The following is a 12,864-nucleotide window of genomic DNA, read 5'->3' as shown; positions in this document are numbered from 1 at the left end:
GCTTGCAAATTTCCTGTAAAATATGACCGCTTGTTAATTCAAAAAAGAGATATTATGCCAATTGTTAATCAATCTGCCCTTGTGCCTTACAGTGCTGAACAAATGTACCGGCTTGTAAATAATTATGAGAGATATCCTGAGTTTTTATCAGGCTGTGTGAGTACAAAAACCTTAAGCACAGGGGAAAATGAATTAACTGCTGAGCTTCATATTCAAAAATTGGGGATTAGCCAAACGTTTAGCACTCATAATAAAATGAGCCCACCCTATAAAATTGAAATGACTTTAGTGGAAGGTCCTTTTCGCCATTTACACGGTTTTTGGACATTCACTCCGTTCGATGAACAGAGCTGTAAAATTTCACTTGAACTTAATTTTGAATTTTCAAGCCCGATTGTGGCATTAGTTTTCGGCAAGGTATTCAACGAACTTACGTTAAAAATGGTGAATGCGTTTAAACAACGTGCAAAAGAGGTCTATGGTGTCTGAACAACGTCAAACAGAGCAGGAAATACAAGAGATTAACGTAGAAGTGCTTTATGCCTATCCGGATAAATATTTCCTCAAAAAGCTACAAGTGCCGCAAACTACCACTATTCAAAATATTATTCTGCTCTCAGGTGTGTTAGAAAAATATACTGAAATCGACTTACGTGAAAATAAAGTCGGTATTTTCAGCCGCCCTGCCAAACTCAATGAAACAGTAGAAGATGGCGATAGAATTGAAATCTACCGTCCTCTGATTGCTGATCCGAAAGAAATTAGACGCAAAAGAGCAGCTGAACAAGCTGAGAAGAAATAAAACCGTTATCAACTCCCCTTCCCCTCTTTTATTAAGAGGGGCAAGCTTTCAACTTTATTTTCACTTTCCCTTCCTCCATTAAAACCTTATTATGAAAATCTTTCATAAATTTTATGTAAATTTTGCGTTTGATTAATTTTCTTTAAGTCCATATAGTTCAAGCTATAACAATAGCTTTATACATTATTTTTGGAGAACAACTATGGATATTCGCAACCAAATTGCTCACAACAAAATGGCCCCATTTCAATGGATGGTTGTAGGTCTTACGGTATTACTTAACTTACTTGATGGCTTTGACTTAATGGCACTCGCCTTTACCGCTAAAAGTATTCGAGAAGAATTAAATTTAGATGGAGCTGCCATCGGCACATTAATGAGTGCCGGCTTATTTGGTATGGCTATCGGTTCATTATTCCTTTCGCCTCTTGCTGATAAATTTGGTCGCCGCCCGCTGCTTTTAATTGGAACAGGCTTAGCTACTTTAGGTATGTTACTGACCTATTTTGCCTCTTCTGCTTTTGAAATCGGCTTATACCGTGTCATTACAGGTTTGGGCGTTGCTTCCATTTTAACCGGCACAAACGTATTAGTAAGCGAATATTCAAGCCAAAAATGGCGTGGATTGGCAATTGCTATTTATGCTTCAGGCTTTGGAATTGGGGCAATGTTAGGTGGTATGTCTGCCGTATTATTACAAGATATTTACGGCTGGCGAGCAGTATTTTTAGTGGGTGCAATCTTAACAGGTTCTGTATTTATCTTACTCTTTTTTGTATTGCCTGAATCCGTTGAGTTTTTAATTTCAAAAAGACCGGCTAATGCTAAAGAACGTTTAAATAAAATTGCGGTTAAACTTGGTTTAGGCACAGGTTGGGAATTGCCAGAAGTGGAAACAAAAGGCAAAAATAAAGTTGCTATTACCCGCTTATTTGAGCCTGAATATCGCCGTAATACCCTATTAATTTGGGTTGCATTTATTGCGATTTCTGCATCGTTCTACTTTATCAGTTCGTGGACACCGGCACTGCTAGAAGAAGCCGGAATGCCAAAAACCCAAAGCCAAACTGTAGGTATGGCAATTTCTGTGGGTGGAACAATCGGCTCATTAATTTTCGGTTTCTTAGTTAGTCGCTGGGCTGCAAAAAATATTTTACAGCTATTCAGCATTCTGTCTGCCACTGCCGTTGTTGCCTTTGTATTCTCCGGTACTTTAGGCTTAGCCATTGCCTTAGCAATTCTTGTGGGTGGATTAATTAATGGTTGTATTACCGGTTTATATACGATTAATCCAACACTTTATGCACCGGACTTCCGCAGTACAGGGGTTGGTACAGCAATCGGGGTAGGTCGTCTAGGTTCAATCGTTTCTCCAACCCTTGCCGGTGTTTTATTAGATGCTGGCTGGAAAAAGAACGAGCTCTATTTAGGTGCGGCAGTAGTATTGTTGATTGCAGCTTGTACAGTGAATTTTCTTAAGCAGAAAAAATAAAATGTAATCACAAAAAATAAAGCCTCAACATTCAATATTGAGGCTTTATTACTTTTAAATTTATTATTTCAACAATGAAATATCCCGCACCGCACCTTTATCCGCTGAAGTTGCAAAATGTCCGAACACTTTTAATGCAAATGACACTTCACGTTTGCGATTAACCGGTTGCCACGCTTTATCGCCACGAGCTTCCATCTCTTTACGGCGAGCAGCCAACTCTTCATCTGAAATCATTAAATTGATTGAACGGTTTGGAATATCGATAGATACCGTATCGCCATCATTAATCAAGGCTATTGCACCGCCTGAAGCGGCTTCCGGTGAAGCATGTCCGATGGATAAACCTGATGTACCACCGGAGAAACGTCCATCTGTTAATAACGCACATTTTTTGCCTAAGCCCATTGATTTTAAGTAGCTGGTTGGATAAAGCATTTCTTGCATACCCGGTCCGCCTTTCGGTCCTTCGTAGCGAATAATCACGATATGCCCTTCTTTCACTTTTCCACCTAAAATACCTGCTACTGCATCTTCTTGGCTTTCAAATACAATCGCCGTGCCAGTAAATTTCCAAATAGATTCATCAACCCCTGCGGTTTTTACAATACAGCCATCTTCAGCAATATTACCGAATAATACGGCTAAGCCACCTTCTTTGGTTACGGCATTTTCTACGTTACGGATACAGCCGTTTTCACGGTCATCATCAACCGTATCCCAGCGACAATCTTGCGAGAACGCTTTAGTAGTACGAATGCCCGCAGGACCGGCACGGAAGAATTTATGCAAATCTTCATCTTTGTTGCGAATAATATCGTATTGGTTTAGCTGCTCTTCAATTGTCATTCCCAATACAGTTTTTACGTGGCGATGAATTAAACCGGCACGATCTAACTCGCCCAATAAGCCCATAATACCACCCGCACGGTGCACATCTTCCATATGGTATTTATTGGTATTTGGTGCAATTTTGCTTAAACACGGTACAACACGAGAAAGACGGTCAATGTCTGCCATTTTGAAATCCACACCGGCTTCTTGAGCTGCTGCTAATAAGTGAAGCACGGTGTTACTTGAGCCGCCCATTGCAATATCTAAACTCATTGCGTTTTCAAAGGCATCAAAACTTGCAATCGAACGTGGTAGCACGCTTTCGTCATCTTCTTGGTAATATTTACGGCAAAGTTCGACAATTTCACGCCCTGCTTTTAGGAATAATTCTTTACGGTCTGCGTGGGTAGCAAGCATTGAACCGTTGCCCGGCAAACTTAAACCTAAGGCTTCGGTTAAACAGTTCATTGAGTTTGCAGTAAACATTCCTGAACAAGAACCGCAGGTAGGGCAAGCGTGTTTTTCAATCGCATCAATACGTTCATCAGACACATTTGGGTCTGCACTTTCGATCATTGCATCAACTAAATCTAAACGAATTAATTGATCGGAAAGCTTGGTTTTACCGGCTTCCATTGGTCCGCCTGAAACGAAAATAGTCGGAATGTTCAAACGCATTGCCGCCATTAACATTCCCGGTGTGATTTTATCGCAGTTGGAAATACAAACCATCGCATCGGCACAGTGAGCGTTTACCATATATTCCACACTATCGGCAATTAAATCACGGCTCGGCAGGGAATACAGCATACCGCCGTGCCCCATTGCGATACCGTCATCCACTGCAATGGTGTTAAATTCTTTTGCCACACCACCCGCTTTTTCAATTTCAGCCGCAACCAATTGCCCCATATCTTTTAAATGAACGTGCCCTGGCACAAATTGAGTAAAGGAGTTTACCACTGCAATAATCGGTTTACCGAAATCATTTTCTTTCATACCGGTAGCTCGCCATAATGCACGAGCCCCCGCCATATTACGACCTTGTGTAGAAGTCGCAGAACGTAAAATAGGCATAATTTTCTCCAAATTTTTTGATGTTGTATTCGTTATAAAGAAATTATTCTACTTGAATTTTTTCATCTACGGTAATTTTTTTATAAGTGGGCACAAAAAGCATCGCTTTTTGAACGTTGGCTCTGCTAACGGCAACAATTTTGTGATCTTTTTCACATTTTTACTTGAAAACTGCTTGACAAACACTATTTATAACATCGTTAAAGGTTAAGCGTTTATTACACCGCTTAATTCATTATTAAAAATAAATAAATTCTGGAGTAGATATGAATTTTGAGAAAATGACCACAAAACTGCAAGAAGCGTTAGCTGAATCGCAATCCCTTGCAGTCGGAAAAGATAACCCTTATATCGAACCTGCTCATTTACTGTATGCGTTACTGAAACAAGAGGGCGGATCGGTTGCCCCACTCTTTACTGCATTAAATATCAATGTACAGACTTTGATCAGTGAATTACAAGCCATTTTAGACCGCTTGCCGCAAGTTCAAGGCGGTAATACGCAGGTTTCGCAACAATTGGTTAGATTGTTAAATCAATCTGATAAGCTGGCACAGCAATTTGGTGATAGCTTTATTTCATCTGAATTGTTTGTATTGGCATCAATTGACGATAATGGCGATTTAGGCAAATTATTTAAAAAGTTTGGCTTGAGCAAAGAAAAACTGACACAAGCAATCAGCCAAATTCGAGGAGGAGAAAACGTGAATAATCAAAATGCGGAAGAAACCCGTCAAGCATTGAAAAAATATACGATTGACCTAACCGAACGTGCAAAAGCAGGCAAATTAGACCCGGTTATCGGGCGTGATGAAGAAATCCGCCGTGCGGTGCAAGTGCTTCAACGCCGTACTAAAAATAACCCTGTGTTAATCGGCGAGCCGGGCGTGGGAAAAACAGCAATTGTAGAAGGTTTAGCTCAACGTATTGTCAATGGCGAAGTACCTGAAGGCTTGAAAAACAAGCGTGTACTTTCTCTGGATATGGGAGCATTAATTGCCGGGGCGAAATATCGTGGCGAATTTGAAGAGCGTTTAAAAGCGGTTTTAAACGAACTCGCCAAAGAAGAAGGGCAAGTTATTCTCTTTATTGATGAAATTCACACGATGGTAGGAGCAGGCAAAACCGACGGTGCAATGGATGCCGGCAACTTACTAAAACCAAGCCTTGCCCGTGGCGAATTGCATTGCGTTGGGGCAACCACGTTAGACGAATATCGTCAATACATTGAAAAAGATGCGGCTCTTGAACGCCGTTTCCAAAAAGTATTGGTGGATGAGCCAACAGTGGAAGATACCATTGCTATTTTGCGTGGCTTGAAAGAGCGTTATGAAATCCACCACCACGTGCAAATTACCGACCCGGCAATTGTGGCAGCGGCAACACTTTCGCACCGTTATGTCTCTGACCGTCAATTACCGGACAAAGCGATTGACTTGATTGATGAAGCGGCTTCAAGCCTGCGTATGGAAATTGACTCTAAACCTGAGCCATTAGATAAATTAGAACGCCGTATTATCCAACTTAAACTCGAACGCCAAGCGTTACAAAAAGAGGAAGATGAAGCCAGCCGCCAACGTTTAGCTAAATTAGACGAAGAAATGGCGGCGAAAGAGCGTGAATATTCAGAGCTTGAGGAAGTATGGAAAGCGGAAAAATCAGCACTGCTTGGCACACAACATATTAAAGAAGAGTTGGAAAACGCTCGCATTGCGATGGATCAAGCTCGCCGTGAAAACAACTTCGAGAAAATGTCTGAGTTGCAATATGGCGTTATTCCAAACTTAGAAAAACAATTGCAAGCGGTCGAAAATGGTGAAAAAAATGCAGAAACGCAATTACTTCGCACCAAAGTAACCGAAGAAGAAATTGCCGAAGTGCTTTCAAAAGCAACGGGCATTCCTGTTGCTAAAATGATGGAAGGCGAGAAAGAAAAACTCCTTCGTATGGAAGACGTATTGCACGCTCGTGTTATCGGTCAAAATGAAGCAGTGGATGCAGTGGCAAATGCCATTCGCCGTAGCCGTGCAGGGCTTTCTGACCCGAATAAACCGATTGGTTCGTTTTTATTCTTAGGTCCAACCGGCGTGGGTAAAACAGAATTGAGCAAAACATTAGCCAACTTCTTGTTTGATGACCCTGATGCAATGGTGCGTATTGATATGTCTGAGTTTATGGAAAAACACAGCGTATCTCGCTTAGTGGGAGCTCCTCCGGGCTATGTAGGCTATGAAGAGGGCGGTTATTTAACCGAAGCGGTTCGCCGCCGTCCATACTCTGTCGTTTTACTTGATGAGGTAGAAAAAGCTCACCCTGATGTGTTTAACATTTTACTGCAAGTGTTAGATGACGGGCGTTTAACCGATGGTCAAGGCAGAACCGTTGATTTCCGTAATACCGTTGTGATTATGACCTCAAACTTAGGCTCGCACCTCATTCAAGAGAATGCACATAAGGGCTATGATGCGGTTAAAGAGATGGTAATGGAAGTTGTTGGACACCACTTCCGTCCTGAGTTTATCAACCGTATTGATGAAACGGTAATGTTCCACTCGTTAGGACAAGACCATATCCGCTCAATTGCGAAAATTCAGCTACAACGCTTAATCACTCGCTTGGCGGAACGTGGTTATAGCCTAACGGTAACGGATGAAGCCTTAGATCATATCGGCAATGCCGGCTTTGACCCATTATTTGGAGCAAGACCTCTTAAACGTGCTATTCAGCAAGAGCTTGAAAATCCACTCGCTCAACAGATTTTAAGCGGTAAATTATTACCGAACAAACCTGTAACCGTGGATTACCAAGACGGGCGTATTGTGGCAATACAATAATCGCCTTTAACAAGCGGTTAAAAATTGCAAAAAATTTGCAAAAAAGAACCGCTTGTATAGTAAAAATTTTCATACTGCCCTTCATTAATTTTCATAAACTAATGAAGGGCTTTTTATTGCTCTTTTTGCTATGATTAACAGTGTTTATAACACAATACAATTACAAGGAGTGATTTTATGAGCCAATTATTTCCGGAAGCAACCATTCGTACCCAAGCCCCTTATCGCAATGATATTGTAGGCAGTTTTTTGCGTACTGATGCGTTAAAGCAAGCGAGAGAAGATTTCAACCAACAAAAAATTAGCCGTGAGGAACTCAGAGAAGTAACCCGCCAAGAGGTTAAAAAACTCGTTGAACTGCAAAAACAACACGGCGTAAAAGCGGTTTCTGACGGTGAATTCAGCCGTACTTGGTGGCATTTGGATTTCTTAGCTGAATTAGACGGTATGGATTGGAAAGAAACAGAAGTCTTTAATGTAAACTTCACGGGTCATAAGCCGAAGGGTCAAACCGTAAAAATCGTAGGTGATATTGATTTCTCGGACAATCACTCTTTTATTGATGCTTACCGCATTTTAAAAGAAGCAGCTGGCGATTATCCAACTAAATTTACTATTCCTGCTCCAACAATGTTGCACGTTATCTGCTGTGTGCGAGATGAAAACTACCAGCCACTTCCACAATATCAAGACGAGCAAAAACTTTATGATGATATTGCCAATGCTTATATTAAGGCAATGTACAAATTCTACGAAATGGGATTACGCAACCTACAGCTAGATGATACAAGCTGGGGACAATTCTGTGCCGAAGACAAACGTAAAGAATTTGAGGCAAGAGGTTTCGATTTAACTGATTTAGCCGAAAAATATGTTGCCTTATTAAATCGTATTGTTGATGCCAAACCTGCCGATATGTCTATTACAATGCACATTTGTCGTGGTAACTTCCGTTCTTCTTGGTTCTCGGAAGGTGGTTATGGTCCTGTTGCTGAAACATTATTCGGCAAATGCCGTATTGACGGTTTCTTCTTAGAATATGATACCGAGCGTGCAGGTACATTCGAGCCGTTACGTCATATTAAAAATCAACAAGTGGTTTTAGGTTTAATTACCTCGAAATTTGGTGATTTGGAAGATAAAAATGCGATCATCGAACGTATTAAAGAAGCTGCTCAAATTGTACCGATTAACCAATTATGTTTATCGCCACAATGTGGTTTTGCATCCACCGAAGAAGGGAATATTTTAACTGAAGAAGCACAGTGGGCGAAATTAAACTTAATTAAAGAAATTGCGGAAGAAGTTTGGGGTAAGTAATTCCCTTTTTATAAAAAAATAGCCAAGTAATCACTTGGCTATTTTCATTTACAACCAGAACCAGTAACCAATTCCGGCAATCACTAATATACAAAGCAAATCGATTTTATAAGACTTGAGCATATCTTTTTGTCTAACCAAACCTGTTCCGTAAACAATGGCATTAGGTGGCGTTCCTACAGGCAACATAAAGGCACAAGATGCCCCTAGCCCAATAATTAAGGCAAATCCAAGTGGGTTGATATTTAAAGCCTCTGCAATAGAGATAAATATCGGCACAAGTAATGCTGCACTTGCGGTATTTGAAGTAAACTCCGTTAAGCAGATAATAAAAGCAGCAATAATTAAGCACACAATAAAATAATGTTTGCCTTCAATTAAAGAGATAATACCTTCCGCCATAATTCGGCTTGCCCCTGTATGGCTAAGTACGGCACTCAAGGTGAGCCCGCCACCAAAGAGAAATAATATTCCCCATTCTGTATTGTCTTGAATTTGTTGCCAACTCACTACTTTTGTTACACACAATAGCAAGGAAGCAACGAGTGCAATAATACTATCAAAGTTGCCAATATTAGATTTTAAGCCTAAGAAGCTTGAAATAAGCGGATTAATCACACTACTTAGCACCCAACAACACGCAATGAAAAGAAAAATGCTCAGCGTAATAACACGTTGCCGATTAAAGCTAATTTGTTCAAATTCAAACTCAAAATCTTGGTTAAATCTAGGCTTGAAAGTGATATATAAAATAAAAATGACTAATGGCAAAATAATCAACATAACCGGCAAGCCATACATCAACCAATCGGAAAATGTAAGGTGTAGCTGGGAAGCTGCAATCGCATTTGGCGGGCTTCCGACTAAAGTCCCCATTCCGCCGATACTTGCACTATACGCAATACCAAGTAATACGAAAGTATAAGTATTGCGTTCCGATTCTCTGTCCATTTTACTGAGAATACCTAATGCAAGAGGTAGCATCATCGCAGCCGTTGCGGTATTGCTCATCCACATTGACAAAAAAGCCGTAACACCAAATAAATAAAGTACGGCAACAAATAATTTTCCCTTTGCCAGAGCCATAATTTTATTTGCGATCATTTTGTCAATTTTTTGGATATGCAATGCGGCAGCCAATGCAAAACCTCCAAAGAATAAGAAGATAGTTGGATCAGCAAAGGCACTTAATGCCTCTTTTGAAGTAACCACCCCCAATGCAATTGCCAACACAGGCACAAAAAGAGCAGTAATGGTAACGTGAACCGCTTCCGTGAGCCATAAAATAGCAACAAAAGCTAAAAGAGCTAAGCCTTTGGTTGGCTCCGGCTCAAAAGGTAATGTTTTCAGTAAAACAAAGAAAAGTACAACATCCGCTATAAAAATAGCCATATCACGCCGATTCTTTTTAACTTGTTCTAAAATAAGTGCATTATTCATTTCAAATCCTTATAGTTATTTTTAATTATGGGGAATATCTTAACTAAAATTACAACTTGCTATCAGCAAAAAAGTACCAAAATATGAGGTAAATCAAAAAGATAGAGAATAAAAAAGCAAGCATTTCTGCTCGCTTTAGGAAGTATATTATCTAATTGTAAAATTTCCTCAAAAGAGGACCGCTTGTAATGGAACGTATTCAGTATCTAAATCCAGTAAGGACTTGGCTAAGGCTTTCGTCATAGCCTTACTACTTAATGTGCCCACTGCTTCTGCTAATACAATTCGCTCAACAGGCACATCTGCCAGCCCTAAAAACAGACGATAATTCAATGCACTTTGCAATGGTAAAAAAGTTGGGTTGAATGCTGCATTTTCGGCATACCTCCCACAAATAATACGTTCACCTACCTTCAATGCAATGCCACTAAAGGCTTTACTGTAAGGTGCATAGGAAGAGTTTGCGGCAACAATAGCAGCTTGTTGTAATTTATCGCCTGTAACCTCAAACTGCTGAGCTTGGTTATCAAATAGCACTTTTTCAATGCCTAAATTTTTGGGTCCGAAACTATCGGGCAAGTAGCTATGTAACAAATTATCTTGGCTATGCGGTAAATGCACTTTTAGATTTTCAGCTCCACTAAGTTCATTCATAAATTGGCGGCAATGTCCGCAAGGGGTGTAATTAACCACTACATCTGTAATCAAGGTTTCGCCTGCAAGCCACGCGTGGGAAATCGCACTCTGCTCTGCGTGAACCGATTGCTGCATACATTCCCCTGAAAATTCTTGGTTTGCCCCGAAATAGAAATCGCCACGTTTCCCAACTGCTACTGCTCCAACATTAAAATGAGAGACGGGCGTAACCGCATAGCAAGCGGCAATTGAAATACAAAATAGGGCTAATTCAATGCGAGAGCGTTTAAATTTTTCACATAGTTCATCAACAACTTCATAAGATAACTGTCCGTGAAAATCTTGCCTGATAAGTTGCTCAATTACCGCTTTTGTGATTTCACAATTTTTCTCCGCTATTAATTGTTCAAAACGTTCTAAAATTTCTGTACGAAACATATTACTACCTCCGGTTAATATTTTTTATAGCTACAAATCAGTATGCCTGCCGTAATCAATACGGCACTAATAATATGGTAAATATGGACTGCTTCATTTAATAAAATGATACTAAAAATGGCTGCAAACAGTGGTGTGAAGTTAGTCATTACCGTTCCTTTAGCTGAACCCACTATCGCAATACCAAAATTCCAAAAAGCGTAAGAGAGAATGGACGGTCCAATAACTAAATAACCTATTCCGCTCCATTGTAAAGCGGTCAAATTTACTAAATTTTTTGCAGATTCTGTTACATATTCATAAATAAAAAAAGGTGTTAATGTAATAACGGCTAACCCAACTAATACAGTAAGAAATACGGTATTATTTATGCCTTGCGGACGTAGCCGAATCACACAGCAATAAAGTGCCCAGCTTACGGTGGAGGCAATCGCCCATAAATCGCCTTTATTAATTGAAAGGTTGAATAAGAGAGAAAACTCTCCTTGCATTAATAGCCACAGCACACCGAGCAAGCTAATAATTGCACCTGTTAAAATAATCGGGCTAATTTTCTCTTTAAAAGCAAGTCGATTTAAAAACAGCACCAAGACAGGCGAAATGGCTAAATAGAGGCTGGCATTGAGTGCCGTTGTGGTTTTTAAGCCTTCATATAAGGTTGCGGGGAATAAAATTACCCCAAGTAGCCCTAGCAGCCACATTACACCTAAACGGGGTTTGAATAAGGGTATTGCTCGTAAAGTCGGGCGAAAAAAGAGCAACGCTAAAATTAAAAATGCCGGAAGCCACCGCAAATATGTTAATGTGATAGGCTGAACTGAGCCGCTTAACACTTTACCTAATACAAAATTTCCACCCCAGAAAAGGGTAGCCACAATTAAACTGAAATAGCCAAGTTTCAGTGAGTACGAAGTCATTGATGACCTCGTTCCACAATTACCCCCACACTACTTGCTTGAGCCACCGCTTTTGGTTTATGTAATTCAATGCGAATCCAAGAAAGTTGGTACTCTTTTTGCAATAACTCTGCCAGTTGATGAGCAACAGTTTCCACTAACTTAAACGGTTGAGATTCGACAAAATGTAGGACTTTTTCCGACACTTCGGCATAATTTAAGCAATACTGCACATCATCGGTTTCTGCGGCTTTGGAAAAATCCCACGCCATATCAATATTAAATACTAAACGCTGTTTGATAGTATGCTCCCAATCATAAGCCCCAATAGATGCAAACGCAGTTAGCTCTCGGATAAACACTTTATCACTCATTTTTCGTCCTGTTTTATTTTCTAAATTTCTGTAAAATATAGCACAAGATAAATTTAATCAGGAAAATTTATGACTTTAATTCCCTATTTATTGATCTTGATTGGCTATTTGCTAGGCTCAATTTCAAGTGCGATTATTTTTTGCAAACTTGCAGGCTTGCCCGATCCAAGAGAAACCGGCTCGCATAATGCAGGTGCGACCAATGTGCTACGCATTGGTGGAAAAAGTGCCGCATTAGGTGTGTTGCTGTTCGATATTTTAAAAGGCACATTACCTGTAGCAATGGGAATTTATTTTGGCTTATCCCCTTCAGAACTTGGTTTTATTGCATTAGCGGTTTGTCTGGGGCATATCTTCCCGGTTTTCTTTCAATTCAAAGGAGGAAAAGGCGTTGCTACTGCATTTGGGGCAATTTCTGCGTTGAGTTTTATTGTTGCAGGTGGAGCAATTTGTACTTGGCTTTTGGTGTTTTTGATTTCCGGATATTCTTCGTTAAGTGCCGTACTTACCGCTCTAGTTGTACCGTTCTATATTTGGTGGTTTGAACCGCAATTTACCTTCCCGGTAGCGTTGGTGTGCTGTTTATTGGTTTACCGCCACCACGATAATATTCAACGCCTATGGCGTGGACAAGAAGATAAAGTGTGGGGTAAATTGAAGAAGAAAGTATAAAAAAATAGGCATAGTGCTAAAAACACTATGCCTATTTGCAAATTATTAA

At 40.1% G+C, this 12,864-nt stretch carries 11 protein-coding genes; 6 read left to right on the top strand and 5 right to left on the bottom strand.

The window, feature by feature from the left end; translation table 11 throughout:
* Window positions 1–54: 54 nt before the first annotated feature.
* From ICJ55_RS06000 to ICJ55_RS05990, 3 genes are all read left to right on the top strand, one after another.
* Window positions 55–489, top strand: coding sequence for a type II toxin-antitoxin system RatA family toxin (locus ICJ55_RS06000; RefSeq protein ID WP_025235658.1), 435 nt, complete (start codon window positions 55–57; stop codon window positions 487–489).
* Window positions 479–802, top strand: a complete 324-nt coding sequence (locus ICJ55_RS05995) for an RnfH family protein (RefSeq protein WP_051411624.1) — start codon at window positions 479–481, stop codon at window positions 800–802. The genes ICJ55_RS06000 and ICJ55_RS05995 overlap by 11 nt, the downstream gene beginning before the upstream one ends.
* Window positions 803–1,004: 202 nt before the next feature.
* Window positions 1,005–2,294, top strand: a complete 1,290-nt coding sequence (locus tag ICJ55_RS05990) for an MFS transporter (protein WP_188155982.1) — start codon at window positions 1,005–1,007, stop codon at window positions 2,292–2,294.
* Window positions 2,295–2,357: 63 nt separating this feature from the next.
* On the opposite strand, the gene ilvD is transcribed toward ICJ55_RS05990, so the two are convergent.
* Window positions 2,358–4,205 carry a dihydroxy-acid dehydratase gene (gene ilvD, locus ICJ55_RS05985; RefSeq protein WP_188155981.1) on the bottom strand — a complete coding sequence of 616 codons (1,848 nt, stop codon included), beginning with the start codon at window positions 4,203–4,205 and terminating at the stop codon, window positions 2,358–2,360.
* A gap of 266 nt (window positions 4,206–4,471) precedes the next feature.
* Here ilvD and clpB point away from each other — a divergent pair, with 266 nt between their 5' ends.
* Window positions 4,472–7,039, top strand: coding sequence for an ATP-dependent chaperone ClpB (gene clpB / locus ICJ55_RS05980; protein WP_188155980.1), 2,568 nt, complete (start codon window positions 4,472–4,474; stop codon window positions 7,037–7,039).
* A gap of 177 nt (window positions 7,040–7,216) precedes the next feature.
* The gene (locus ICJ55_RS05975; protein WP_188155979.1) at window positions 7,217–8,359 is read left to right on the top strand and encodes a 5-methyltetrahydropteroyltriglutamate--homocysteine S-methyltransferase; all 1,143 of its coding nucleotides are present in this window, start codon (window positions 7,217–7,219) and stop codon (window positions 8,357–8,359) included.
* Window positions 8,360–8,407: 48 nt separating this feature from the next.
* Here ICJ55_RS05975 and ICJ55_RS05970 read toward each other — a convergent pair whose 3' ends face one another.
* From ICJ55_RS05970 to folB, 4 genes are all read right to left on the bottom strand, one after another.
* Entirely contained in the window at window positions 8,408–9,799 is a 1,392-nt protein-coding gene (locus ICJ55_RS05970; protein ID WP_188155978.1) for a DASS family sodium-coupled anion symporter, read from the bottom strand.
* A gap of 168 nt (window positions 9,800–9,967) precedes the next feature.
* Window positions 9,968–10,873, bottom strand: coding sequence for a cytidine deaminase (gene cdd / locus ICJ55_RS05965; RefSeq protein WP_188155977.1), 906 nt, complete (start codon window positions 10,871–10,873; stop codon window positions 9,968–9,970).
* A 14-nt stretch (window positions 10,874–10,887) separates the two neighbouring features.
* Window positions 10,888–11,790, bottom strand: coding sequence for a DMT family transporter (locus ICJ55_RS05960; protein ID WP_188155976.1), 903 nt, complete (start codon window positions 11,788–11,790; stop codon window positions 10,888–10,890).
* Entirely contained in the window at window positions 11,787–12,143 is a 357-nt protein-coding gene (gene folB / locus ICJ55_RS05955; RefSeq protein ID WP_188155975.1) for a dihydroneopterin aldolase, read from the bottom strand. The genes ICJ55_RS05960 and folB overlap by 4 nt, the downstream gene beginning before the upstream one ends.
* A gap of 69 nt (window positions 12,144–12,212) precedes the next feature.
* Between folB and plsY the strand changes: the two genes are divergently transcribed.
* Window positions 12,213–12,815 (top strand): glycerol-3-phosphate 1-O-acyltransferase PlsY, encoded by a 603-nt coding sequence (plsY, locus tag ICJ55_RS05950; RefSeq protein ID WP_188155974.1) that lies wholly within the window; start codon window positions 12,213–12,215, stop codon window positions 12,813–12,815.
* The last annotated feature ends 49 nt before the right edge of the window (window positions 12,816–12,864 follow it).

Origin of the sequence: Mannheimia bovis (assembly GCF_014541205.1) — a bacterium.
Classification (GTDB): domain Bacteria; phylum Pseudomonadota; class Gammaproteobacteria; order Enterobacterales; family Pasteurellaceae; genus Mannheimia; species Mannheimia bovis.
Note: the sequence above shows the minus strand (reverse complement) of the source record. Positions and strands in the feature narration are given on the sequence as shown.

Bases quoted from the DNA above. Each gene is read 5' to 3' on its own strand.
- ICJ55_RS06000 (WP_025235658.1), top strand. From the start codon at position 55: ATGCCAATTGTTAATCAATCTGCCCTTGTGCCTTACAGTGCTGAACAA.
- clpB (WP_188155980.1), top strand. From the start codon at position 4,472: ATGAATTTTGAGAAAATGACCACAAAACTGCAAGAAGCGTTAGCTGAA.
- ICJ55_RS05995 (WP_051411624.1), top strand. From the start codon at position 479: ATGGTGTCTGAACAACGTCAAACAGAGCAGGAAATACAAGAGATTAAC.
- ilvD (WP_188155981.1), bottom strand. From the start codon at position 4,205: ATGCCTATTTTACGTTCTGCGACTTCTACACAAGGTCGTAATATGGCG.
- ICJ55_RS05970 (WP_188155978.1), bottom strand. From the start codon at position 9,799: ATGAATAATGCACTTATTTTAGAACAAGTTAAAAAGAATCGGCGTGAT.
- folB (WP_188155975.1), bottom strand. From the start codon at position 12,143: ATGAGTGATAAAGTGTTTATCCGAGAGCTAACTGCGTTTGCATCTATT.
- ICJ55_RS05975 (WP_188155979.1), top strand. From the start codon at position 7,217: ATGAGCCAATTATTTCCGGAAGCAACCATTCGTACCCAAGCCCCTTAT.
- cdd (WP_188155977.1), bottom strand. From the start codon at position 10,873: ATGTTTCGTACAGAAATTTTAGAACGTTTTGAACAATTAATAGCGGAG.
- ICJ55_RS05990 (WP_188155982.1), top strand. From the start codon at position 1,005: ATGGATATTCGCAACCAAATTGCTCACAACAAAATGGCCCCATTTCAA.
- plsY (WP_188155974.1), top strand. From the start codon at position 12,213: ATGACTTTAATTCCCTATTTATTGATCTTGATTGGCTATTTGCTAGGC.
- ICJ55_RS05960 (WP_188155976.1), bottom strand. From the start codon at position 11,790: ATGACTTCGTACTCACTGAAACTTGGCTATTTCAGTTTAATTGTGGCT.